The 26,220-nt window shown below is 37.6% G+C and carries 17 protein-coding genes; 3 read left to right on the forward strand and 14 right to left on the reverse strand.

Annotation, left to right across the window (positions count from 1 at the left end; all coding sequences use genetic code 11):
* Nucleotides 1–217 precede the first annotated feature (217 nt).
* The 11 genes from QM491_RS20830 to QM491_RS20880 all read right to left on the reverse strand — a co-directional run bounded on the left by QM491_RS20830 (nt 218) and on the right by QM491_RS20880 (nt 17,170).
* Nucleotides 218–1,924: a RagB/SusD family nutrient uptake outer membrane protein gene (locus tag QM491_RS20830; protein WP_283329460.1), complete on the reverse strand. Its 1,707-nt coding sequence runs from the start codon at nt 1,922–1,924 to the stop codon at nt 218–220.
* A gap of 144 nt (nt 1,925–2,068) precedes the next feature.
* The gene (locus QM491_RS20835) at nt 2,069–5,215 is read right to left on the reverse strand and encodes a SusC/RagA family TonB-linked outer membrane protein (RefSeq protein WP_283329461.1); all 3,147 of its coding nucleotides are present in this window, start codon (nt 5,213–5,215) and stop codon (nt 2,069–2,071) included.
* 97 nt (nt 5,216–5,312) lie between these two features.
* Nucleotides 5,313–6,227, reverse strand: coding sequence for a carbohydrate kinase family protein (locus tag QM491_RS20840; RefSeq protein WP_283329462.1), 915 nt, complete (start codon nt 6,225–6,227; stop codon nt 5,313–5,315).
* 14 nt (nt 6,228–6,241) lie between these two features.
* A complete protein-coding gene (locus tag QM491_RS20845) occupies nt 6,242–7,570 on the reverse strand; it encodes a sugar porter family MFS transporter (RefSeq protein WP_283329463.1) in 1,329 nt (442 codons plus the stop codon).
* A gap of 181 nt (nt 7,571–7,751) precedes the next feature.
* Nucleotides 7,752–10,460, reverse strand: coding sequence for a substrate-binding domain-containing protein (locus tag QM491_RS20850; protein WP_283329464.1), 2,709 nt, complete (start codon nt 10,458–10,460; stop codon nt 7,752–7,754).
* Nucleotides 10,461–10,601: 141 nt separating this feature from the next.
* The gene (locus QM491_RS20855) at nt 10,602–12,185 is read right to left on the reverse strand and encodes a glycoside hydrolase family 32 protein (RefSeq protein WP_283329465.1); all 1,584 of its coding nucleotides are present in this window, start codon (nt 12,183–12,185) and stop codon (nt 10,602–10,604) included.
* Between the two features lie 262 nt (nt 12,186–12,447).
* The gene (locus QM491_RS20860; protein WP_283329466.1) at nt 12,448–12,867 is read right to left on the reverse strand and encodes a hypothetical protein; all 420 of its coding nucleotides are present in this window, start codon (nt 12,865–12,867) and stop codon (nt 12,448–12,450) included.
* A 108-nt stretch (nt 12,868–12,975) separates the two neighbouring features.
* Entirely contained in the window at nt 12,976–13,494 is a 519-nt protein-coding gene (locus QM491_RS20865) for a DUF2911 domain-containing protein (RefSeq protein ID WP_283329467.1), read from the reverse strand.
* A 119-nt stretch (nt 13,495–13,613) separates the two neighbouring features.
* Complete coding sequence (locus tag QM491_RS20870) at nt 13,614–14,453, reverse strand: SdiA-regulated domain-containing protein (RefSeq protein ID WP_283329468.1); 840 nt, start codon at nt 14,451–14,453, stop codon at nt 13,614–13,616.
* Nucleotides 14,454–14,561: 108 nt separating this feature from the next.
* Nucleotides 14,562–14,855, reverse strand: coding sequence for an Rdx family protein (locus QM491_RS20875; RefSeq protein ID WP_283329469.1), 294 nt, complete (start codon nt 14,853–14,855; stop codon nt 14,562–14,564).
* Nucleotides 14,856–14,944: 89 nt separating this feature from the next.
* Complete coding sequence (locus tag QM491_RS20880) at nt 14,945–17,170, reverse strand: carbohydrate binding family 9 domain-containing protein (protein ID WP_283329470.1); 2,226 nt, start codon at nt 17,168–17,170, stop codon at nt 14,945–14,947.
* A 471-nt stretch (nt 17,171–17,641) separates the two neighbouring features.
* On the opposite strand from QM491_RS20880, the gene QM491_RS20885 reads away from it, so the two are divergent.
* The gene (locus tag QM491_RS20885; protein ID WP_283329471.1) at nt 17,642–19,054 is read left to right on the forward strand and encodes an APC family permease; all 1,413 of its coding nucleotides are present in this window, start codon (nt 17,642–17,644) and stop codon (nt 19,052–19,054) included.
* 345 nt (nt 19,055–19,399) lie between these two features.
* Here QM491_RS20885 and QM491_RS20890 read toward each other — a convergent pair whose 3' ends face one another.
* The 3 genes from QM491_RS20890 to QM491_RS20900 form a co-directional block, all read right to left on the reverse strand.
* The gene (locus QM491_RS20890; RefSeq protein ID WP_283329472.1) at nt 19,400–20,065 is read right to left on the reverse strand and encodes an HAD family hydrolase; all 666 of its coding nucleotides are present in this window, start codon (nt 20,063–20,065) and stop codon (nt 19,400–19,402) included.
* A gap of 91 nt (nt 20,066–20,156) precedes the next feature.
* Nucleotides 20,157–21,326 carry a trans-sulfuration enzyme family protein gene (locus QM491_RS20895; RefSeq protein WP_283329473.1) on the reverse strand — a complete coding sequence of 390 codons (1,170 nt, stop codon included), beginning with the start codon at nt 21,324–21,326 and terminating at the stop codon, nt 20,157–20,159.
* 213 nt (nt 21,327–21,539) lie between these two features.
* Complete coding sequence (locus QM491_RS20900) at nt 21,540–22,883, reverse strand: APC family permease (RefSeq protein ID WP_283329474.1); 1,344 nt, start codon at nt 22,881–22,883, stop codon at nt 21,540–21,542.
* Between the two features lie 489 nt (nt 22,884–23,372).
* On the opposite strand from QM491_RS20900, the gene corA reads away from it, so the two are divergent.
* Both corA and QM491_RS20910 read left to right on the forward strand, forming a co-directional pair.
* A complete protein-coding gene (gene corA / locus QM491_RS20905) occupies nt 23,373–24,317 on the forward strand; it encodes a magnesium/cobalt transporter CorA (protein WP_283329475.1) in 945 nt (314 codons plus the stop codon).
* Nucleotides 24,318–24,849: 532 nt separating this feature from the next.
* The gene (locus tag QM491_RS20910; protein WP_283329476.1) at nt 24,850–25,920 is read left to right on the forward strand and encodes a mechanosensitive ion channel family protein; all 1,071 of its coding nucleotides are present in this window, start codon (nt 24,850–24,852) and stop codon (nt 25,918–25,920) included.
* Nucleotides 25,921–26,220: the final 300 nt, after the last annotated feature.

Below are 26,220 nucleotides of genomic sequence, written 5' to 3' on the forward strand. Positions count from 1 at the left end.
GGTTAAAACCTGTATCATTTGTTTAAGTAAAAAGGGATAGATAAGTAAAAAGCCTTCAAGATATTTCTTGAGGGCTTTTTTGTTGAAAATACTAGAAAAAAGAACAGTAGAAGGAGGAAGATAAACCAATTATTAAAACCTTCGCTCCCCCTAAAGTCTCCATTTTTCCCAATGTATATGAATCTAAGTATATAAATCACTCATTTACTCAATATCCCTAGTAACCTGGGTTTTGCTTGTATAAGCCATTGGTAAAGGTAATTTCAGCTTGTGGAATAGGTAGGTATTCGTCACGACCTGCGGTAAATTTGGCAGTATTCAAGAAAGTACGTCTTGTTTTTTCTTTGTTGATATAGGCATTGAGCGTAGGTTCGGCAATACCCCAACGAACCAAATCAAAAAAGCGAGGACCTTCAGTTGCAAACTCCATACGACGTTCCCATTGTAAAGCTTTGCGTGCATAAGCTTGTGTCCAGCCTGTAGCTGTGTACTCTTTTACAAGATATTTTGACGCAAATGTCCCATCAGCTTTTTTGAGTCTACCAGTACTTTCAGAAGCACGCTTTCTTACTAAATTGATTAATGGTAACGCACTTGCTTGCTGTCCCAATTCGATATAGGCTTCTGCTTGCATCAACAAAATATCATCATAGCGTAAAATATCGTAGTTTTTGGCAGTTCCCATAAATGGTCCAAGTTTGAAATACGAAGAACTACTTGCCAACTGTTGTGCACGCATCGAGTGGAAATTTCCATAAACCCCTGCATCACGAACCCAGCTATTGCTGAATGGCTTAGTATTATCGTATTTGTATGGGTGACCATCGATACCTACGGTATGATCAAGACGTGGGTCAACTGTAGCGGTAGTCAAGTCGATGTTTGAATCGTTGAAAGTATCAAATTTTGGCAAACCATTTTCATCGGTAGCGTGGGCGTTTACCAAGTTTTGGCTTGGTGCGTGGAATCCGCAACAGCCGTACTGAGGGGCGCCGTGAGGATAGTTTAAACCATCTTCAAAATTCAAGCGTCCAGACGTTGTACCATCGTTTATAGTAAACTGAATAGCAAAAATTGATTCAGAACCATTTTCGGTTTCTGCTAAAAAGTTATCAGCAATATCTTTACTCAAACTGTATTTACCTGAAGAGATTACTGCTTGTGTTAAAGTAACCACCTCTTGCAAACGAGTTTTATTGATATTGACTACTTGGTGTGTTTCGTTTTGTTCATAAGCTTGATATAAACGTAACTTAGCCAAGTAAGCCTGTGCTGCAACTTTGTTGGCACGTCCCAATTCTGCTTGGGTAGTAGGAAGGTTATCAATCGCAAATTGGAAATCAGCAGCGATTTTATTCCATGACTCTTCGTTGCTCAAATTATTCGAAACTTTCAGAATTTCCTCCGAAGAAGCAGCTTCATCAAAAATGGGTATATTTTTATACAAAAGCTTCATCGTAAAATAGCTATGCGCACGTAAGAAACGAAGTTCAGCCAAGCGAGTTTTTTTATTAGGATAGCTAGCTTCGCTAAGTGAGTTTACTGCACGCAATGCTACATTACATCTTGAAATCGACTTAAAAAGATTCTGCCATGTACGAGTTACAAAAGCATTTATAGAAGGCGTAACGAGGTTGTAATGCTCAATAGCATCGATTTCGCCAACGTCGCCTGTACCACCACCACCTTTATAGGCATCGTCAGAGCGGACACTTCCATAGACCCAGTTACTATAAATCGGTCCAATCATATCGCCATTACCGATAGCTGCATACGCAGCAGTAACCAATCCATCAACCGCCGTCGGTGAAGTTAAATCAGATGAGGACAGCACACCTTTGGGTGTATAATCAAGGGCATCTTTACATGAGTTCATGGTAAGTAAGCCAGTGACAAATAAGAGGGAAAATATTTTTCTTTTCATGAGTTTACAATGGTTGCTTTAGGCTGTAAGCTGTATGCGTTAAGCAATGAGAAATACAGCCTAAATGTTTTACGTAGTGTACTTTCAATACTAGCGTCAAAATATCTATTGATGCCGATAGCCTATCGCTTAAAGCCAATTGCCTTAAAACGATGCATTTACACCAAATGTGAATGTTTGTGGAATCGGCACAGGATTGATGTCGATACGCTCAGGGTCTGGACCTTGGTAGCTTTTGCTTTTAATCCAGAATAAGTTTTCGCCCATTACATATACACGTAGCTTAGAGAAAACAGCTTTTGGTGTAAGAGTATAACCCACTTGCACATTACGCATTTTGAAATACGAAGTATTCACCATAAAATAGTCCGAAGTACGAGTCTCGTTGTTATTGTCTTTTAAGGTAAGTGCTGGCACTGTTGTGTTAGTGTGTTGTGGAGTCCAAGCATCGAATACCCCTGGTCCTACGTTTTCACGGCTACGCATTAAATTGTTGTAAGTAGTGTACACATCAAAACCTGTACGACCCGCTACACCCGAACCAAATAAAGACACATCGAAGTTTTTATAAGTCATATCAAAACGAATACCGTATTCTAATGTTGGCAAAGTAGTACCAATCCAAGTGCGGTCAAGGTCATCTATTTTACCGTCATTATTAATATCTACGTAGCGGATACGTCCTGGTGCTGCGCCAACTTGTTTTGGAGCGGCATCAACTTCTGTTTGTGACTGGAATAAACCCGCAGTTTTGTAACCAAAAATATCAAATTGAGAATGCCCTATAATCGTACTCACCAAGTTGCCAGGATATGCTGGACGTACTTCTTCAGGTAATTCAGTAATTTTATCTCTAAAATGAGCAAAATTGGCAGAGATATTATATTTCAAACCGTTGTCTACTTCACCATGATAACCCAATACCAACTCCCAACCTTTGTTTGATTTAGAAGCACCGTTTACCGCTTTGGTTTGACCTTCGCCTAATGTTGCTGCTACTGGAGGAGTAATCAAAATACCTGTAGTTTGACGAGTAAAGTAATCGAATGAACCAAAGAATTTATTATTCAAAAAGGCAAAGTCGATACCTGCGTTTACTTCGTCAGTAGTTTCCCATTTCAACCCTGCGTTGGCTGCTTGTGTTTGTACAAAACCTGATGGTAAAGTCCCCGTATTAGCTCCAGAAAGAGAATAAGCCGTTCCGATGTTCATGTATTGTTCCCAAAAACCACCTACTAATTGGGCTTGTGTAGTACCATAACGAGTGTCAAACAAACCAAAGCGAGCAATATCTCCAATTTGTTGGTTACCTACACGACCAATACCAGCACGAAGTTTTAATTCAGAAACAGTATTATTGTTTTTCAAGAAATCTTCTTTATCTAATTTCCAACCCAATGATGCCGCAGGAAAAATACCATAGCGGTTGTCAGTACCAAATCTTGACGAACCGTCACGACGAACCGTTAACGCTGCCAAATATTTATCGCTGTAAGTATAATCTACACGTCCGAATTGTGAGAATAGAATATTGCCTGTTACGTTACCCGTAAGTGTTGTATTTCCTGTACCTGCACTCAAAGTAAAATAGTCTTCGTTTTGTAAAGCATATCCTTCTTTTTTCAAGAATTGCGTATTGAGGGTAGTTTTAATATATTCTGTACCCAATAAGAATTTGAATTGATGTTTGTCGTTCAAATCCCAGTTATAGCGAAGTGTATTTGACCAAGTTAGGCTCAAATATTGGTTTTGGTCAAACGTCAAACTGTTAGTAGTACGGTTAAAAGCACCTTCTGAGAAAGTTGGCGTAATAATCTTGTTTTGGTAACTAGCGTTATCTGCTCCTAAGTTAGTTTTGAAGAACAAATTTTTGATAGGTTGTACCTCAATAAAGATATTTCCGAAAGTACTCAAGCGATTGGCATTGTTCCATTTTGCAATATCCTGCATGTGCAATGGGTTGTTACGATCAGAGTAACCGCCACCCGATGCACCCGCATAAGTCACACCGTCTTTTTGGTACACTGGAATAGTTGGAACTAAGCTCACAGCCAATCCTGTCGTAGTAGCACCACCTAAATCGGTAGCGGTAAGAGTTTCGTTTGAGTTAGCCACGCGAAGGTTTAAGCCAATACGAACTTTATCGTTGAAGGCACGCGTCATAGCATTGACACTACCACTTAAGCGGTCATAATTAGTAAAACGAAGCATACCTGTATTTTTCAACTGACCAAAGTTTACTTCCAATGATGATGTCTTATTACCTGTCGAAATCGTGAAATCGTTGCGAGTAACTACGCCCATTCTGTACATAACCGACTGCCAATCTGTATCGCCAACGGGTGTGTTTGGGTCGCCACCTACGAATGGTTTTGGAGTAACGCTATTGAGTATAGGATTGCTAAAATTTTTGTTCCAATCAAAATTGTAAATCTCACCATATCCCGAAGCAGGGTCTTGTCCATCGTTGATAGATGCCTGCCAAAGAGCTCTACCACGGTCAGCGGCATTGAGCATTTTGAAGCGCATCGCTTTTTCTGACTGGAAAGAAACACTACTATTGAACTGGAATTCTACTTTTCCATTGGTATTACCACCATTTTTGGTCGTTACGATAATTACCCCATTAGAAGCACGAGCACCATAGATAGACTCCGCAGAAGCATCTTTTAGAACTTGTACAGATTCGATATTGCTAGGACTAATATTCTGAAAAACCTCAGGACGAGTTGTCGGAATACCGTCAATGATATACAAAGGGTCGTTATTGCCCAAAGTATTGGCACCACGAATCAAAATACGGCTGTTTGAGCCATTAGGCGAGCCATCTTTTTCGATATATAAACCAGCTACACGACCTTGTAAGGCTTGCATCGGGTTACCCGAACTAATATTTTTGATGGGCTTCATGTCTACCACTGCTACCGAACCTGTGAGGTCTTGCTTGCGTGAAGAAGTATAACCTACCACAACAACTTCGTTCAATTGATTGCTAGATTCAAGCGCAATGACTAGATTGGTCTGTGTACCAATGGTAACTGTTTGAGTGGTATAACCTACATAAGAAACAGTCAAACTTTTTGCCGTTTCTGGAACAGTCAACGTAAAGTACCCCTCGGCATTGGTAGACGTTCCTTTGGTAGTGCCTGAGATTTGGATATTGGCACCAACCAAGGTTTCTCTGGTTTCGGCAGCTATTACTTTACCCGTAATACTACGCTGTTGTGCAAGCGATTGCTGGGAAAGCCCCAACATCGACAAGAGGAAAAAGAGTAATAAATTTTTTCTCATTATTTTAGGATTTATTAGTTATAAGATTTTTGAGGAACAAAGTGGCCAAGGCACAAAGGCATGGAGTGTTTCTATGTCGAAGAGATACATTAGTCCTCTATGACATGGTCATATTTTTCTTGTCTGCTTGCACCTTTTTCTCTAAACATTTTTCAATACTTTCTTCAGAAATAAACGGTGTAGCACCATGATGAGTGGCGACCAATGCCCCCACTACACAGGCCTTTTGTAGAGCGTATTCATAATTTTCATTCTGTAAAAAACTAGAAAGAAAACTTGCCAAAAATGAATCTCCGCTACCTATTGTATCACATACGTTTACAGGAAAACCTTCACTGCGATAAAACAAACCTTGATGATAGAGCACAGCACCGTCTGCACCTAGTGTTACACAAATGGTCTTTAGTTGAAAATGAGTAGCCAGTTTTGAGATTTGTTCTTCGAGTGTGTTTTCTACAAAAAACCAAGAGCTGATTTCGGCTAACTCATGGTGATTGAGCTTCACCATATCGGCTTGTGTCATCAGATACGATAGCGTAGTTGTATCATAGTAAGGAGGTCGCAGATTGACATCTAATACTTTGAATTTGGCTACTTCTAATAGTTCTTTTAAAGCTTCAAAACTCTGCTGTGAGCGTGCTGACAAACTTCCATATACCAGACAGTCAGCCTGAGCAACGGTGTCTAAAGCAGATGGTTCGGACTGGATATAGTCCCATGCCACAGGTTTGACGATTTTGTAGGTCACATTGCTTTTGTCATCCATGTTGACTTTTACAACACCCGTCAAATGGGTATTACCTTGCTGAATAAGCTGGCAGTTGAGTTCTTTACTTTTGACAAAATCCATTAACTCTTTGCCAAGGTCATCGTTTCCGATACGACTAATAATAGATACCTGATGACCAAAATGTTTGAGATGGATGGCAACATTCATAGGAGCTCCACCTGGGATTTTTCCACTAGGAAGCATATCCCAAAGCATCTCGCCAAAGCATACAAATTGTTTCATTTGAAATAAGTAGATTAGTGTGCTAATACGGTTATATCGGTATTTTCGAGACTTGTGCCTTTTGTTTCAGGCATAATTTTCCAAGCAAAAAAACCTTGCAATACCATCATCAGGGCAAAAAAACTAAAGGTGATTCCTCCTCCGAGAGTCTCTGCCAAATAAGGGAAAGTAAACGTGATGATGGCTGCTAATATCCAATGCGTAAAACTTCCGAGGGCTTGTCCGTAAGCACGTACTTCGTTGGGAAAGATTTCGGCAATGAATACCCAAATCACAGCGCCTTGCGAAAAACCAAAGAATCCAATAAATAGAAATAGATAAAAAGGAACCCAAAGGCTATTGCCTCCAAAGTAAAAGGACTGTGCAACCAATACTAGCGCTACAACAAGGCCTATCGAGCCCCAACGCATAAGTGCTCTACGGCCGAATTTGTCGATAATGGCAATCCCTAAAAGCGTAGAAAGTAAGTTAACCAAACCTATTCCTGCCGAAGAAAGAAGCGAAGAGTCTTTGCCTAATCCTGACATTTCGAAAATGCGTGGGGCAAAGTAGATAATGGCATTAATACCCGATACTTGGTTAAATACCGCAAATAGTACCGATAAGGTCAACGGACGGCGATAAGCAGGTTGCCAAAGTAAGCTGAATTTGCTTTCGCCTTGTGATTGAGCATTTTCTTGAATTTGTGCTAAAATCTTTTCTGCATTTTGCGCATCGATTGTTTCAAGAATGGTTTTAGCTGTCTGAAAATCCTTTTTGACCAATACCAACCATCGTGGACTTTCTGGAATGAGAAGAACTGTAACGATGAATAAGATAGAAGGTAAGGCTTGAATACCGAGCATCCAGCGCCAAGCTTCTGTAAATACTTCAGATAAAAGGAAGTTGGATAAATACGCCATTAGGATTCCCAGCACTACATTGAACTGAAACATGGCAACCAAACGACCTCTTTTGCTAGGCGGTGCGATTTCAGAAATATACATGGGTGCTACCACCGAAGAGATACCTACGCCCAAACCTCCCAAAAATCGAAATACCAAAAAGATACTCCAGTTGGGCGCAAAAGCAGTGCCTAATGAGGCAATCAAGTAGAAGATAGCAATTAATAATAGAGTAAAACGTCGACCGTAACGCTGTGCAGGAATACCTCCCAACAAAGAACCTAATACCGTTCCGATAAGGGCAATTGAGACGGTAAGCCCATGCTCAAATACATCGAGATTCCAAAGCTGCTGGAGAGTTTGCTCTACGCCCGAAATAACTGCCGTGTCGAAGCCAAATAGAAATCCTCCTAATGCAGCAGATAACGACCATAATACTAGTTTTAAATTCTGATTCATGATAGACTTAGTGAATTTTGATGAACCAAAATTAGACTAAGCTATGGTCGTTTGCTGTCAGTTTTCATTCAAAGAGTACCAGAATTGATACATCTATGCAATATTTTGAATATCAACAAGTTAAACATTTAACGAAAAATAAATTCATTGCTTATGTTGCATAGATTCAAATAATGTTACATCAACTATTCCGCCATTCTGAAGGAGTTTGATTAGTCTTTTGCTTGAAGAAAGTTGTGAAGTAACTAGGATTGTTGAATCCTAGTTCATAAGCTATTTCAGAGATAGTTTTATCAGATTCTTTGAGCAATGCTTTAGCTTTTAATAGTTTAAAATCGGCAATATAGTCTGTTACATTTTTGTTGGTTAAGGCAGAAATTTTTCTAAAAAGCTGAACCCTCGACATACCCAATTCTCGACTAAGTTTTTCGACAGAAAGAGTGCTTTCTGTAAGGTGTTTTTCTAATAGTAATTCAAATTCTACTAAAAACTTCCGTTCCCCTTTTTGTATTTGACTTGGATTAGTAATTTCTCCTGAAAATCTTCTTCGCATTCTATCTCGATTATCGAGGAGGCCTTTGATTTTTTCTTCTAAAAGCTGTTGGTTAAATGGTTTAGGGATATAAGCATCTGCTCCTGCACGAGTTCCTTCAATTTGATTTTCGGTTTGCCCTTTGGCTGTCAACAAAATCACAGGAATATGCGAAGAGCGAAAATCATTTTTGATTTTTTGAGTTAATGAATATCCATCCATACCTGGCAACATGACATCGCTAATAATTAAATCGGGAATATTACTGAGAATTTCGGACCAACCTGCTTCGGCCGTTTCTACGCTTACGACATTGTAGAATTGCTGCAATTTTTGTTTCAAGAAAAGTCGTAAATCTGGATTATCTTCAATCAAAACCAATGTGTTTTCGTGATGCTGAGCGGCAGGGGTATCTATTACGACCGTTGGCTCAATATCCTCTTTGGAATAATGTGGCATCAACGAAACTCCTTCTGAGTTTTCGGAAGTAAGCATCGGCAAAATAATTTTAAAGGTTGTCCCTTTTCCTTTTTGCGATTCTACTTCTATTTCACCTTGGTGTAAGGTCAAAAACTCTCTGGAAAGAGCCAAGCCCAAACCTGTTCCTAAAGAAATATTCTGATTGCCTCGATAAAATAAGTCAAAAGCTCTTTCTTTCTCTTCTGGAGTCATTCCTATACCATTATCAGAAATCAGTATCTCTAACTTTTCTACATTCTTCAACAAAGAAATATGGATAGCGCCACCATCGGGGGTATATTTGAACGCATTTGAAATGATGTTAAAAAACACCTTATCTAATTTTTCGGCATCAAATACAAAAGGTAAAGTTTTAAACGGGCAAATAAACTGTAAATCAATTTGTTGACTTTTGGCTTTTACCTGAAAATCATTGACAATATCTTTGATAAAGCTTACTAAATCATGCTGTTGGCGATTTAATTCCATTTTTCCAGAATCTACCTTTCGTAATTCCAATAGTTGGTCAACTAGTCTTAAAAGCCGATTTGCGTTTTTTTGAATCAACAAAAAGGCTTGTCTAGTTTCTTTGGCATCCAAAGTTTTTCGATGAAGAATATCTTGCGTTGGAGTCAAAATAAGACTTAGGGGTGTTCTAAACTCATGAGAAATATAAGAGTAAAAACGTAGCTTATCTTCGGTGGCTTGTTTTGCCAATAGCGAAATACGTTCTATTTCATTTTTTTGATTCAAAATAGCCTCATTTTGCTCCGACAAACGAAAATTGGATTCCTGACGATCTCTGAAAAGATAGAATAACACGGCACCTAGCAGTAATAACAAAATCAAGAAGAAAAAGGATAAATACAAAACGGCCTGTTGCGACGAAAATATCTTAGTCAGGTCTTTGATTCGAGTAGCTTGGTGCTCAATATCAGCATGTTGCTCACGCAACTTATTGAGTTGAGCCAACATAATATTCACATTTTGTGCATCGATTACACTTGTGAAAAGTTGGTTTTCCTTTTCAAATGCTTGTTTACGAAGTATTTTGGCCGCTACCCGAATCGACTCTTCGCCACCTGTTGGGTATAGAATAGTAGCATGAATAATACCTTTTTTCACTAAGTCGAGTCCTAAATTATTTCCAACCAAACCATCAACGCCAATAAGCTTTATTTTTTTCTCGATACCCAATTCTTTACAAACTTGATAGGCTATCAAGGCGCAACGGTCGTTATGAGCAAAAATCAAATCTGTTAAATCGGGGTTCTTTTTTAGTTGTTGCATAAGTGCTCCCCTCAAATCTTTATCAGCCCAGTCTTTATTCAAATAATCGACGTATTGTATGTGAGGATATTTTTGAATAACAGAATAAAAACCATTATGTCTACCAATAGCAGGTGCGGTATGTGGGCCAAAGCCTATTTCTAGTACTCGACCGTGTCCATTGAGCAAAATATTGGCATATTCTCCTGCATGCTGCCCTACTACGTAGTTGTTGGCACCAACAAATGCGGTAAATTGGTCAGAAAAAACCCTGCGGTCAACCACCAACACAGGAATCCCTTTTTGGTAAGCTTTGGTAATAGTAGGCTCAAGGTACTTACTGTCGTTGGGCGATACGATGAGCAAATCAACGGGAAGGTTAATAAGTTCCTCTATTTGAGCATATTGAACCTTATTATTCCATTTAGAATCTTTTAGAATCATACTAAGCTCTGGATAAAAACTTAGCTCTCTGTTCATGCCTTCGACCATTTCTTCACGCCAACGGTCGCTCATACCACATTGAGAAAACCCAATACGAAAGTGCTGTTTTTCATTTGAATGGCACGAACTGCATATCAAAAGAATAAGAGCCAAAAGCCAGATATAGGACGACGAGTGTTTTTTCATGACGATGAAGAAATAGATTTTTTACGAATATCCCTAAATGACAAAAAGATAAACAGTGTTTTGTTAAACACAGCTTATCTTTTTGAGAGGGGTCAGGTTATTATGCTTTACGCCTTAAAATTCTTAAAATTATTAGAGTTGTTACCAAGATTTTTTCAAAGCCCAAATTTTTAGGTTTTTCACTTTCAAGCCTACCTCAGTCGATTGAATACTGAATTGACTAAAGTTTTCGCTTGGGAAAAAGATATCTGTCATAACAGTTTTGCCATTATCTGCAAAAAGCTCGGCCGAGGCTACATCTACAAACAAATGTAATTTGACCGTATTACTTTCGGTAAAACGTGGAGCAACATCAACTTTTTCAAAAAATTCTTTCGAAAAACTATGGTCGCCAGCTTGGCTTCTATCACTAAAAAATTGATTACTTTGGCTATCGTAACCTATGCTATATTTCTCGCCTTTCGTATTTGAAAACACCAATGAAACTTTTCCAGAACGAGGTTTTTCGAATTCTATTTCTAGCTCTGATAAAGTTGGTTTAAAGTCCAATTTAGGTGTCCAAGATTCAGTCGTTAAAGTTTTTGTTTGTGACAATACAAAGCTTTTTTGAGGAACTCTCAAGCCTTTTAACTCTTTTACTGGTTCAGAAATTAATCGATAGCCTTGTGTTGTTTTCTGTAATGACAACACACGTGGTAATGTAGCTGCACTACGCCAATTTTCTGTAGGCACTTTTTGGGCATATTGCCAGTTGCTCATCCAACCAATCAAAATTCTACGCCCATCTTTTTGAGGAATATCCGACCAAGTTACTCCAGCATAGTTGTCACGACCATAATCCATCCACAAGCCTTTTTCATGCTGCACATACGTTTTTACACCTTCATCAAGAATGAAGTTTTTCCCATCAAAATCACCTATAAAATATTGTGTGCCAGAACCCCCGTTTGGAGCGCCAGGGTTGATATTGATGATAAGCACCCATTTTTTACCTTCTGGGGTTGATAATTGGAATAAATCTGGACATTCCCAGACACCCCCATGATTTCCCCATTGTTTTCCAAAACTACTAGCGAATTGCCAATCTTTTAAATTTTTAGAAGTCCAGATTTCTGCATGATCTTGTACCGCCAAAATTACAACCCACTGTTGGTGCTGTTCATCCCAACTTAGTTTTGGATCTCTAAAATCACGGATATTAGGATTTTTAATAACTGGATTTTGGTCATATTTAGTCCAAGAACGGCCATTATCGTTGCTATAAGCAATACCTTGTGTTTGATAATCTATAGCACCTGCTTTTTCTGCTACCATATTATGATAAGTAAACATGGCAACTAAAGGAGGCTTATTATTCTTACCAAAACCGCTTGTATTTTTCCAATCTACGACTGCACTTCCTGAAAAAATATATCCTAAAGAATCAGGATATAGGCCGATAGGGAGGTTTTTCCAATGCGTAAGATTTGTGCTGATGGCGTGCCCCCAGTGCATAGGCCCCCAAATACTCTTGTTGGGATAATGTTGATAAAACAGGTGATATTCACCTTGATAATACACCATTCCATTGGGGTCATTCATCCAGCCTTTGGGTGGCGAAAAATGATATTGTAGGCGATGAGGCTCGTCGTACTTGGATTGAGGAACGGTAGCTTGTTGAGCTTCAACAGAAAAGATAGGAAGTATGCCTAATGACAAATATGTGACGATAGCTTTTACAGACATAGTTTTGTTATAGATATGGGATTTGATTTTTTTGTCACTCAAAACTACTATGACCTTAATTATCCTTCTTTTATAAAATGAACAGATACTATCAAAAATGTTACATTTTTACAATTAATTGATATCCAGCACATTACAAGCCATCAAAAAAGCAATTATATTCAAAATGTTACATGACTATCAATATTGTTACAAGTCTTGATTCAATATACTTGCGATACATTTTTTATGATATCCGCTTGAAGGCTTCTTTGATAAATATTTAATTTTTATGTCGAGTGCTTTTTTTAACAAATGCCATATCCCTAAATCTTAAAGCACTCCAATCCTCATCAATAGCAACCATACGAACTGTCTCTAGATTGTGTGAAGTCACAGCAGCCCAGCCGTTATCACGGTTAAATTCACAGCGATATTTTTTGGAAGTACCTTTAGGATAGCAGAACCACACAACGGCATCTTTCCCTAATTTGGGAGCTATTGCATTAATAGCAATTTCGATGTCTCGGAGAGTTGTCACAAAACTTATGACAAAATCAATAATTTCGATATCTTCAATGACAGTAATAATTTCTGCTTGACTACGGATTTCGTCTAAGGTTTGCTCAAAAGACTCTGGTGCATCTTGCACCAAAACCGATGTTTGATTTTTATAGTTTAGTTTAGAAAAAACACTTGCCATAATATCAGAATTTAAAGATTTAGATTTTACTTACATAGCCCACAAAAATAAGGTCTTTTGTCAGCTTGACAAAAGACCTTATTCATTATCAGATACTTATCTAAAATATTATTTCACGTTGAACGCTACAACAGCTTTGTCCCAAGCCAAAGTTACTTTACCTGAATTTTCAGCAGTAATTGTAAACTTTTCGGTTAAGGCACCTGATTTTGCTGGTACAGTTACACGCAAAGCATCATCTGATTCTTTGTAGTCGTAAGCACCCCATTGGTTTGATTTTTTGTTGAAAATAATCACCCATTCTTTTTCATTAGGGATAGAGAACAAAGCATATTTTCCTGCTTTCAAAGCTTTTCCTTCAACTGTTACGTCTTTCGAAACTTCAAAAACAGTAGCCTCATTGGCACCTGTACGCCATACTTTACCATAAGGAGCCAAATCTCCAGCCCATACGTTACGACCTTTTACCGATGGTTGGCTATAGTCAATCTTGATTGTAGCGCCGTTTACTGTAGCTGTAGCAGTCGCTGGAGGCGAAGGTCTTTTTGCTTTGTCACCAGCTCCATGTTGAGCTTTGCCTACGAAAGCAATAAGAGTTAATAAGGATAAGAAAAGTAACTTTTTCATTTGATAAAATGGTTTTGATTGAAAGTACTAAATACTATTTCATTTAAGGTATTAACGAAATTCGCGTCGAAAGTTCTTTAAAAACTTACTGAGTTTTTAATTTTTTCCCTGAACAACAACTATTTCACGCTTTTCGGAGAAAATTGCAAGATATAACCCGACTTTCCACTTCCTTCCGAAGAAATAAATAACTCACCCTGAGGGGTAAAGCAAATACCTTCGGGTTGTGTGTATAGGCTAGGATCTAAATCTATAATTACTTTTTTGTGACCATCTGCTGCCAATACCAACAGTTTTTTGCCTTGTGAGGCTATAATATATGTATCGCCCGTTAGAGGATCAATCGCAATACCTGAAGGTCGAAACTCTTTCCCTCCTTTATCGGTCTTTACTTGAGACTCAGGTATGCCAATATATTTAAACAAAGATTGATTATTAAGATTATAGGCATAAATCATCTTTACATCATCTTTATCTTTGCTTCTTTGTTTGGCTGCCAGCAACAGGTAATTCTTTTTAGAATCGTAACTCAAGCCTTCGTATTCTTTGACATCTTTGTGCGAACAGTCAAGGTCTCTTTCAAAAGGTTCTTCTATTTTGAAGCTATGAATTTTGCCATTGCTTTTTAGTACAAATATTTCGTCGCCTACAACTTCAACTCCCTCATAGTCGCCCGACTTACCAAAATCAACTTTTTTGATAATCTCTTTTTTGATAAAATCATAAATAAAAAGCGTTCCTTCTTCATCGTTAATACAAGCCAATTGGTTTTTCTTGTAAAATGATAACCCTGATATTTCATCGAGTGCTCTAGGCAATAGATACTTTTGAACGGGTTTGTTTAAGTCGTAGGGAATGCTTTCGCCTTTAATCTCTTCTTTTTCAGTTTTGTCGGCTTTTTTGGCAGAACAAGCCACCAAGAGACTAAGTGTGCAAAATCCCAAAATAAGTTTCTTCATAGGAGTTTCATTATACGTGATAAGTCTGGAATGTTTAATTTAGTGCTTTTATTTTCCTTGCCTAAGACTTATTGTCTGTAGTGTAACTAGAGAGATTCTATTACATATTCATTTTTTATCTGAATGTCCAAGGCTTTTTTCAGGGCAAACTTTATCTCGCACCAATTGCTTTAATTCTTTAATTTCGGGAAAACGTCCTTCTCTTTTTCGATCAAAAAGAACTTCATCTTCGACCATGATGGTAAATCGCCCTGCTATTTCGGAAGGAATCAACGCCACTTCTCCCAAATCATCAGCAAAAGTAGTAAGTAATTCTTGCGTCATCCAAACAGAACGCATCAACCAATTACATTTGGGACAGTACTCTATCGACAAACGGGGTTTTGTTCGAATTGTTGTCATTTTTGTATGAGTTTTAGAGGGTATAGGGGTTAGGCAAAGAGTTAAAATATTTTTCTGATGCCTCTTTGCCTAACCCCTATACCCTGTTTTTACACATTCCACCAATAGGTCATTTTCAAGACGATTGCTCGGTCTTTTATGCCGAAAGAGTTCGGAACGTAATTGTCGGTGTACACCAGGAAAATGTCCGATGCAGGTTTGTAGCGCCATTGAATACGGGTATTGAGGTTTACATTTTTTTGTTGTTCGTTGTATTGAAAATATGTTGTCCAGTACAAATTATTGGTAAACGTAATATCTACTTTTGAACGAATCAAGAAAAATTTTTCTGATTGTTTAGATATAACATCGCTGGCACTATTAGCGACTGATACATTACGGATATCATTATAATCTGCTCCTACCGAAAAGCTTACATAGGGCTGAAAACGATAGCCCACTAACCCCGTAATTCCTACACGTGTTCCATCGCCATAATAACCTCCCACACGAGTAGACAAAGTGTATGTCAAAAGCCTTTTGGAAGTCGAAACATAATCAAATCCTGCCGAATTCCACGAATGTTCGCTTTGATTAGCCACATAATACTCCGATGTATATGGATTGAGTGGATTAAATTTGAATTGCAGTTTTACATAGTCTTTAGCAGTCCAAAGAGTTAAGGCGCTTCTATTTTTCATCTGAATAGCATAGGCAAATATATTGGTATAGTCTGTACGTTCGCTTTTTGTATTCCAATAATTAACAGATTCTACAGACGGACCGTGCACAAAAACTTTACTGTTTGGACTTTTGGGATATAGCAAATGGGTTATAGCTGGGTCTATTTTGAAATACCCTAAGCGAGGTACATATCCAACTTCAGCGTTATAATTTTTGCCTACATATTCGTGTTGCCACTGCAAAACCCAATGAGTGCCATTATGCATTAGATTAAGGGCCTGTACAAAATCATCTCCTGTAGTTGGATTACTTACAGTTTTAGGGGTGAAAGATTTAAGCAGTAATAATTTCCCTGTCCACAAGTTGCTTGGAGAGGCCAAATTGTATTCAAATCCAAGATTACGGTTGTATTTGGAATAACCTACGTTTTTATTTTCATCAAAATTAAGTGCTTCTTTATTCAAAAACATCAGGCCAATATTAGACCTTGAAAATATCTTTTGTTGGAGCACCAATGTCGAAAAATTTTGAGTGGGTTTTCCGAGTCCACTATTAGGATCTGTTTGCATGTCCATCAAACCAATACGCAAATTGTTATTGATTTTTCCACTCAAACGAGCCCCAAATTGAATAGGTGAGCCTAGACCGATTCGACGTGAGAAAAATGGTCGAATATTTTTGAAGCCAAAATTGTTGAACAAATCAGAATTTTCTAGAAAAAACTGCCTCCTTTCAGGAAAGAATAATTCAAAACGATCAAGATTTGTGACTTGTTGGTCAACATCTACCTGTGAAAAGTCAGGGTTTACTGTCAAGTCTAAATTCAAAGCCGAAGACACCGCTATTTTGGCATCTACTCCAACGTCCTTTCTGATAGATGCATCAGTGCCTTTGGCGTAGTCTTTATTGACTCCCGTCAAAGCGTACGGAATAATCGAGAAATTGTTTTTGGGTGTTGGCGGTGGTGTATCCCATACTAATGACCCCGTATATGCCAAGGTAATACTAAAGAACTGTTTGGGAATTCTGGCCCAAGATGATTTTTCATTCGATTTTAAATCTAGGCGACTAAAATTCATGCCCCAACGAGTTTCTCCAGCCTTATAACGGAGCGTTTTGAAAGGGATAGCAGCTTCTAAAACCCAATAATCGCCCATATACTTCGTAGCCGAGTACCATTTGTTATCCCAGTTGGCATTGAGATTAGTACCCTCTGAGATAATACCATCAAACTGTGCACCAGCAGCGTTGGTACCAAATACAAAACCATTGGTTAGGTCATTGAAAGGCTCTAAAATCAACCAAAGGTTATCGTTGTTGCCAAAGTTAAAATCTCGTTTTAGTGACTCTACGATATAAGATTTGTCTTTGATTGACTCATGACAAATAGCGGCCACGTACAAAAAATGCTCATCGTAAGTAAAACGAAAATCAGTTTTACCCTTGGCTTTGGCCGTATCAGTAGGTGTAATCATCCAAAAATCACCTCCCAACTGAGTATCTTGCCAAGCGGGGTCTTCAAGATTGCCATCTATATGTATTTTGCCTGTAGCAGGTTTAATATGATATTGTGTCGACTCGTTGATTTTTTGTGCTTGAGACGATATAATGTTGATAAAAAAAATAGAAAGAAGTAGTAAAGTTTTCTTCACAGTTTGGCTATTGTTAAGTGTTAAGGTAATCCATCAAAGGTAAAATATTTACTTGGAATAAAACGATACTTATGTGATGCTCTGTGAGGTAATTACTCACAGCGTAAGTACTCAGTATGACTTTAAAATTTTTATAGTTACCACTACTTATTTATGAGTAATTCTTCGCTTATCCAGTATTTACAAAGCAAAATTACTTAGTTAGAACCTCAAAATTAATGCAGTATATTTGATTTATACCCAAATTTGAGGTGTAGTTTTTACCATTCAATCATTCGGTTTTAGAAAGCTTAGTAAAGAGCTTCTTCGTGACTCTGTAGGTTGATAGAATTTGGAACTAAAAGGCTTATTGACTAATTTGTAGAAACTTGTCTTTTCGAAAAACAGTCAGAAGTATTATTTTTTGAAAAATCAAAAACCTTTTTTCACAAAAAATAAAAGTCTTATCCTCTTCATACCCCAAACCACACTATGCAAAATTCTTCCGACAATCAAGGAAAATTAGTTCGTTCGATTGGATTAACCTCCGCTATTGTACTTGTAATCAGCTCTGTAATAGGCACTGGAGTATTCAAAAAAATTGCCCCAATGTCGGCCGAATTACAATCGCCAGGATTGGTACTCACAGCATGGTTAGTTGCGGGATTAATTAGTTTGGCAGGTACCCTCAGCAATGCCGAAGTAGCCAGTATGTTGGCCGATTCGGGAGGAGATTTTGTATATTATCGTAAAATCTACAATCGCTTTTTTGCCTTTTTATTTGGTTGGACCAACTTTGCTGTGATTCGTACAGCCTCAATTGCATCCATTGCGTATGTGTTTGCTCAATCTTTGAATAGCCTCATTCCTATTCCTAACTCATCGCCCGAAATGAGTGAAATGAGTTTTCTTGGATTACACTTTCTCGATAATTTAGGTATCAAACTTGTCGCCATTGCCCTAATAGTATTTCTAACGTTCTTTAATACTAGAGGTTTAAAACTGGGCGAAAAACTCAGTAATACCCTCGTAACGCTGATGATTATTGTGATGCTTGGTATTATTGTTTTGGGGCTTACTTCGAGCGTAGGAAACTGGGAATATCTCAAACAAAATAGCGTCAAATTCAATCCTGAAGAAATGCAAGGAGGCACCTTATTCAAAGCTCTGGCATTGGCATGTCTTAGTGCATTCTGGGGATATGAAGGTTGGAATAGCGTAGGATACATTGGTGGTGAAATCAAAAACCCTCAAAGAAACCTTCCTTTGGCACTTACTATTGGGATGATTATCATTATTGCAATGTATATGATGATGAACTTTGTGTACTTGTATATTTTACCGATTGATGAGTTTATCAAAATCCATGAAACCAAAAATGGTATTGGCGCAGTAGCAGTGGTTACGCATTTTCTTGGCTCATGGGGAGGCGTCTTGATTTCATGTTTGATTTTGGTAACTACTTTCAATTGCACTAGTAGCACTATTTTGTTGGCTTCACGTCTTTTTTATGCGATGGCGCACGAAAAAATGTTCTTTAAACATGTAGACTATATTCATCCAAAATATAATACTCCTTCAAAAGCATTGGCTTTACAGGCAGTTTGGGCGTCATTATTGGTACTTTCGGGAACATTTGATCAACTTACGGATATGCTGATTTTTGCAGCCTTTATTTTTTATGGTGCTACAACGTTTGGGGTTTTTATTTTACGTAAAAAAATGCCCGATGCACCACGTCCGTACAAGGTAATCGCCTATCCATTTGTACCAGCAATCTTTATACTTTTTTGTATTGTACTTTTGGTAAATACCTTAATAGAGCGCCCAAGCGAAGCCTTAATTGGGCTAGGGCTCATGGCTACGGGTTTGCCATTTTATTTCTATTGGAAAAAGGAAAGTTAATTTGAAGATTTGGAAATTTGAAGATTTGGAAATGGAATTAATGATGGGATAGTTTGAAAGAGTTGCCCCGCTCAAAATGGCAACCGCAAGGGTTGCGACTATAATAATTTTATTTCAATGGCTACAACCTTCTACGTATTAAAAACAGGCGGTAAAACTTCGTTTTACCGCCTGTTTTTAATACATCTATTTCAACATTTTCGTCATGGGTGAATAAATTCACCCACTAAGTGGAATTGTTGGTCAAGAACTGGTTATGCTATTAACTTTAACCCTATCCAATTATTAGATTTTCAAATTTCTAAATCGTCTAATTCTCCAATCATAGAATCTTCAAATCAAAAATTATTCCACCCCCAACAACTCTACCAACGTATCGTAGTTAATTGTAGTAAAATCTGGTACTTGTAAGTGCGTATGCGCCAACTCCTCAGCTGTATGTGAGGTTGTGATACCGATTACTTTCATTCCTGCACTCAAACCAGCTTGGATTCCTTGCATAGCGTCTTCGGCTACTACACAATGTTCAATTGGGACACCTAATTTTTCGGCTGCTTTCAAATAAATATCTGGTGCTGGTTTACCATTTTTTACCATAGAAGCATCTACAATTTCATCAAAATAATGGCGAATACCTGCATTGTCCAAAGTAAAATCAACATTGGCTGGCGGAGCAGAAGTACCAACTGCCAATTTTACGCCTTTGGCTTTCAATGATTCCAAAAGCTCTACCAAACCATTGGCTGGCTTGATATGTGGTAAATAAATTGAGCGATAAATCACTTCTTTCTCTTCATTTAGTGCGTGCGCCAATTCTGGTTCTACTTCACGTTTGAAGAAATAATTCATGGTATCTTGCGCATTTTTACCATTCAAGTTTTGAAAAAACTCCTCACGATTTAAAGGAATGTTTTTATCGGCACAAAACTCTAACCATGCTGTTACATGAAACTCAAGGTTATCTACTAAAACCCCGTCCATGTCAAAAATAAATGCAATTTGTGTACTCATACGATATTGGGATATGTTTGTCGTAGCAAAGCATTATCCATTATTGAAAAAATAGTTTTTTAAGTGAACGGTAGATAAGAGACTAAAATATCTACGACATCGCCTCTAGGGCTTGGTTCAAATCCTCTTGAAGCTCTTCTACACTTTCCAAGCCAATATACAATCGCACCATACGGTGTTCCTCATTGTTTGAATCATAATTTTCAGGACGAATACCTGCTGCCTTGGGCATCACTAAAGATTCATGTCCGCCCCAGCTTACCGCTAATAAAAAATGCTTGAGTCCTGTAGCAAATTGCTCAATTTGCTCATACGATACTGGTGGTAGCACAATAGTTAGCAACCCACAAGCGCCCGTCATTTGTTTACGTGCCAATTCATACTGAGGAAAATCGGTATCGAAAGGAAATATCACTTTTTCGATTTTCGGATGATTTTTCAGGAAAGGCAACAAAGCCATCGTACTTTCAGTAATGTGTTTCAAGCGGATAGGCAAAGTTCGTAAGCCACGCAACAAAAGCCAAGCATTAAATGGCGAAAGACTCGTTCCTGAATTGGAAAGTTCTGAATCAAATATCTTTTTCAACCGAGCTTTCGAACCAGTAATCACTCCTGCTACAGTATCCGAATGTCCTGAAATATACTTCGTTGCCGAATGCAAACACAAGTCGATACCATAAGCATGTGGATTCTGAAAAAGCGGTGTACAATAGCTATTGTCTATTATAGTAGTAATGCCTCTGGCACGGGCAAAGTTCCCTACCGCTTCCAAATCCTGCAACTCAAAACTAAATGAATTAGGGGATTCTAGATAAATTAAAGTCGTATTTTCCTGTAAAGCCTCCTCAAAATTACGAATATCTTTTCCGTCGATATAAGTGTGTGTCACATTGAATTTTGGCAATACAACTTCAAACATATTTCGAGCCCACGAATAAGGTTGTCGGACAGAAATAATATGGTCGCCAGCTTTTACATTCGCCAAAATCGAACAAAAAATAGCCGAACTTCCCGAATTAGTCACAAGGGCATCTTCAGCACCTTGTAAAGCCGCCAATTTTAGCCTAAGCATATCCACCGTTGGATTTTTGGCTTTGGTATAAATATAATCGCCAGCGTATTCATCCTCAAAAGTAGAACGCATACTAGCAAAATCCTTAAATGCGAAATTGGAGGTTTGCATAATTGGCGGAGCCACTGCCTGAAAATACAAGTCACGCTCCTCGCCAAGTTGGTTGATGATTAAAGAAATGTCTTCCATAAGTTTTGTTTTTGAGGGGTTAGGGGTTAGGGGTTAGGGGTTAGGGGTTAGGGAATATCTCAAATTTTCATAATAACTTTACTATTTGCCTCAACTTTTTCCCTTTTTCCCTTTTTCCCTTTTTCCCTTTTTCCCTTTTTCCCTTTTTCCCTTTTTCCCTTTTTCCCTTTTTCCCTTTTTCCCTTTTTCCCTTTTTCCCTTTTTCCCTTTTTCCTATATCTTCAAATTATCCATTGCTTTTTTTAGAATGTAATACAGTGGCAAGCCCCCTAAAAATAAGCCGATGGCTGTTGGTAAATTCTCCTTATTTTCTACTAATGAACTTATGGCAACTACGGTGTAGACTACAATGAAAATAACTGGAAAAAGAACTTTGCCAAAACCAATCGTATAGGTTTCACCTAGTATCTCTTTGCTCTTTTTTCGAAGTAAAAAAATCGTTGCGGCCGAGGTTATCATACCTACAGAGTCGCAAAACATCACATAGTTTAATAACTCTTTAAAGGAATCCGCAAAGAATAAAAAGAGCACCAAAAACGAAGCAAAGACACTGAGAGCAAACTCCTGTACTTGTGATTTATCGTTTTGTTTTTTGAAAACCTGTGGCAAAACGCCATCTTCTGCCATCGCAAAATATACCCTTGGATTGGTCAGCATAGCAGAGTTCACAAAAGTCAAAACCGAAATAAACAATAGCACAGAGGTAAACTTGAACCCAATTTCACCAAAGAAAACCTTTGCCAAATCAGCCGTAAGTGATTTGGATTGCGCTATACCTTCGATTCCTAAAACTTTGTAATAAGCAAAGTTGATGGCCAAATATAAAAACATCACTAAGCTACAACCAATAAAAATTCCTTTGGGGGTATTGCGTACAGGATTCTCGATATCAGTACCAAAGTTGATGGTTTGTTGATAACCTCCGTAAGTAAAAAATATCGGAATAAAACTTACTGCCAATGCCTTGAGGTAGTCTGTAAATTGCCACGATTCTTGCGCAATGGCAAAATTGGTATGACTCACTGGCGAAGGATGTCCTGCAAAAATAGTCAGAATCAACAAAGCCATAAGTACCATTTTGATCATCGATAATAGATTTTGGGTTTGTGCCGAAAGTCTAATACCTACAAAATTGATGATATACAAAATGACAATCGTTGAAATTGAGGTAATTTTGATACCCAGCGGATTCTGAAGTGATGCTGGCATAATGATAGGATTGATATACTCTGCACCCACAATTGCCACAATAGAAGTGGCTCCTGCATTAGATATTACCAACATCCAATTGACCATAAACGCAAAAGCTGGATGATAGCAGTACGAAAATATTTTGTAGAAACCGCCTTTTACGGCATATCTCGACCCAATTTCAGCATAAGTAAGTCCACCCAAAAAACTTACCACACCCCCTAATATCCAAGCTAAGAAAAAAATGGAGGGACTTTGTGCAGACTTGGCTACTTCGACTGGATTACGAAAAATTCCCATTCCGATGATGAGACTGACCACAAGCATAGTGGTGTCAAACAGATTTAGTTTATTCTTTGCAGACATAGTTTGAGGATGAGCGTACGACGAGTACTTGAGTTAATTTAGTTTAGCTTTAGGTGAAAAGTAACAAGTTTTATCGTACTTAAAATACCAAAAAGTAAGACCTTCTTATCTATTTAAAGTATCGACTGATTGTTTTTTACACATGAAAAAGAAATTTACTAAATTCTCATCAAAAAGAGAATAGTCCAAAAGTTGAGTAAATAGTCTATATAACTTAAACACAAGCATATTTTTCATAATTAACTAAAAAACAAACACTTACTTATCAATCCATCTTTATAAACTTTTGAAAAGATAGGATTTTTCTGAGTTAGTACCCTACAGTACCCTCCAAAAACCCTTATATTGTTTGTATTAATGTAAGATGTTTTATATTTTCAAAAGCTCATTAGTAGCTAACCTAAATCATAAACTATATCTCGGTTGCCTAAGTGCGACGAGTGTTGAACAAGTCTTGGATATTACTCCAACGCCAAAACAACTACTGACATGGTAAGAATCTTTTATAAGGAGAAAAAACAAATCAGAAAGGAAAATGACGTGAGAATGCTCTCACAAATTCCGAATGTGATTTGGGTGGACTTGCAATCGCCAAGTCCCGAAGAGGAAGAATGGATAGAAAGCAAATGTCAAGTTAGTTTTCAGACCCCGCAAGAAATCGTGGAAATTGAAAGTAGCGCTCGCTTTTTTGAGCAGGGCGATATGATGGTGGCCAACTCCAATTTTTCTAAAATAGACCAGCATGGCTATCATAGTTATCCTGTTTCATTTTTGATAAAAAACACTACCCTTTTCACTTATCGTCAGGGCGATTCTAAAACATTTGCAGATACTGTAAAAAAAATGCGGGTCTATGAAGAACCTTTTGAAACAGGTATTGATATTTTCTTGCTTTTACTAGAAACTAGAATCGAAGCCGATGCCGATTTGCTGGAAAATATGTCTCGTGAAATTACCAATATAAGTAAATCCCTTTCTAACGAAAAAAAACCAAAACAAGAAATACTCCTCAAAATCAACACATTACAAGAAAATTCTATGATGCTTCGCGAAAGCATTATTGACAAACAGCGTGTATTATCAAGTATTCAGCGTAGTAGATTATTTCCCGAAAGTTATCGAGAAAGATTAAGAATTATCTTAAAAGACGTTGGCTCATTAACAGAATACACCACTTTCAATTTTGAGCGCTTAGAATACCTTCAAGATACATTTACGGGTTTGATTAACCTCGAACAAAACCAGATTATCAAAATCTTTACGGTTGTGACCATCGTTTTCCTCCCTCCTACGCTCATCGCTGGGATTTTTGGGATGAATTACCAAGTCATGCCAACGGTATTGCATCCCTATGGATTCTATCTAGCCTTGATTCTAATGATGCTATCTTCTACCGCAGTACTTTGGTTTTTTAAGCGTAAACACTGGATTTAATGGACAGATGATTAATCATTGGTTTCTGTTTTTCAATTTTGACTGAATTACAGAAATACGACATTACAGCTCAAAATCTAATCTAATTCGATTCTAATTTTTTATTAATTGGACTTTAAGTCTAGTGTATTCTCTTTGTACTATCAGACTTAAAGTTTCGTTATGTAATTGTACAATACGATTTCAAAAGACTTATTTCATTGATATTTAACTTTTTAAAATCATAACTCATGATTCTGCATAAATACTTAGCTAAGTAGTACATGGTATTTTTCAGAAAAGCTTTCCTTAAGAATTGTACAGGCACAAACGATATTACTTGAGTGTATTTTTTAAAAATTTACATCTTGTCAAACTAAAATGAATTAATTGCTAGAAAAGCAATTTTGAGAATCAAAACTTAGCACTCCTACTTATAAAAGACTTTTCCACTATTTTGTCGTATAAATTTTATCTCAGGTAAAATGCTTGAGCCTTGCTTTTCATTTTTTAATCTATCGCTTTTCTACTCAAGCGAACAACTTTGAACATAATGATACAATCAAACTGGATAATATTAGTATTCCTCTTAGGGTGGATTTGTGCGGGTGTGGGTATTGCCAAAACAATCCAAACAATCTGGCGAGGACGTGTAAAGTCTGCTTATAACAACTTTGACACAATTCACTCAGAAGCTAGTTTCAATGACATTTTATTAGTAAGTATTCACAACAATATTGTACCCTTACTAGCGGCTATTTTCTTAGAAATGGGCGTTGAATATTACAACAAAGAATTAGGTCATTATCAAATCTACGGAGGTCGGATTGCACACATCTTTTTGATTTTTAGTATTGCCAAAGCCTGTGCTAATTTCTTGACAAGCTTGGCTAATCAAAAAATGCCACAAGTCAATGGTTCTGTTCCGACATCGTCTATTATTACCAATATCATTCGAGTAACGATATATATTGGCGCACTGGTTATGATTTTACAAAGTGTGGGGGTTTCGGTTGCACCAGCCCTTACAGCACTGGGAGTTAGTGGTTTGGCTGTGGCACTAGCATTGCAAGACACATTGTCTAACCTTTTTGCAGGTTTGCAGTTATTAGTTTCAAAGAAGATTCGTCCACAAGATTATGTACAATTATCTACAGGCGAAGAAGGTTATATCGAAGATATAACTTGGCGAAATACCACAATTAAAACAATGGCCAATCATATTGTGATTGTGCCCAATTCCAAAATTTCGACTAATGCGCTCAAAAACTATAATTTTCCAGATACCGAAACACCCGCAACTGTCAGCATTGGTATTTCGTACGATTGTGATTTGGAATATGTAGAAAAAGTTGCTATCGAAGTAGCACAAGCAACTATGAGTCGATTAGAAGGAGCTGTCGAAAACTTTACACCAGTAGTAAGGTTTAACTCTTTTGAAGAATCCTCAATCAAGATGACCATAATCATGAGAGCCAAAACCTTTAGTGACCAATTTTTGATCAAACATGAGTTTATGAAAGATATTCATAAAAAATTTAGAGATGAATCCATCGAGATACCATTTCCTACCAGAACAATGATCATGAAAACACCACAGGAAATGGCAGTGCACGAGGAATAGTAGAAGTTTTACGGTTGTAGATTGGGAATTACTGATTTCGGAAATATGGCAAAATATGGTTATCCAACATCCGTACTCAAAATTAATCACTAAAAACGATTTATTACCTTCCACTAAATATAGAGTGCTCCCCAGTTGGGGAGCATTTCTTGTTTATGATTAATGGAGTACGAAGGATTTCCAACTATTTCAGATTTGGGATTTCTGATTTCGGAAATAAAGTAAAATACCTTTAATTTTTACAAAATATAGAAAATTACACTTCCGAAATAAACAGTTTTTGAATCCTTCGTACAACCC

Origin of the sequence: Flectobacillus longus (assembly GCF_030056705.1) — a bacterium.
GTDB lineage: Bacteria > Bacteroidota > Bacteroidia > Cytophagales > Spirosomataceae > Flectobacillus > Flectobacillus longus.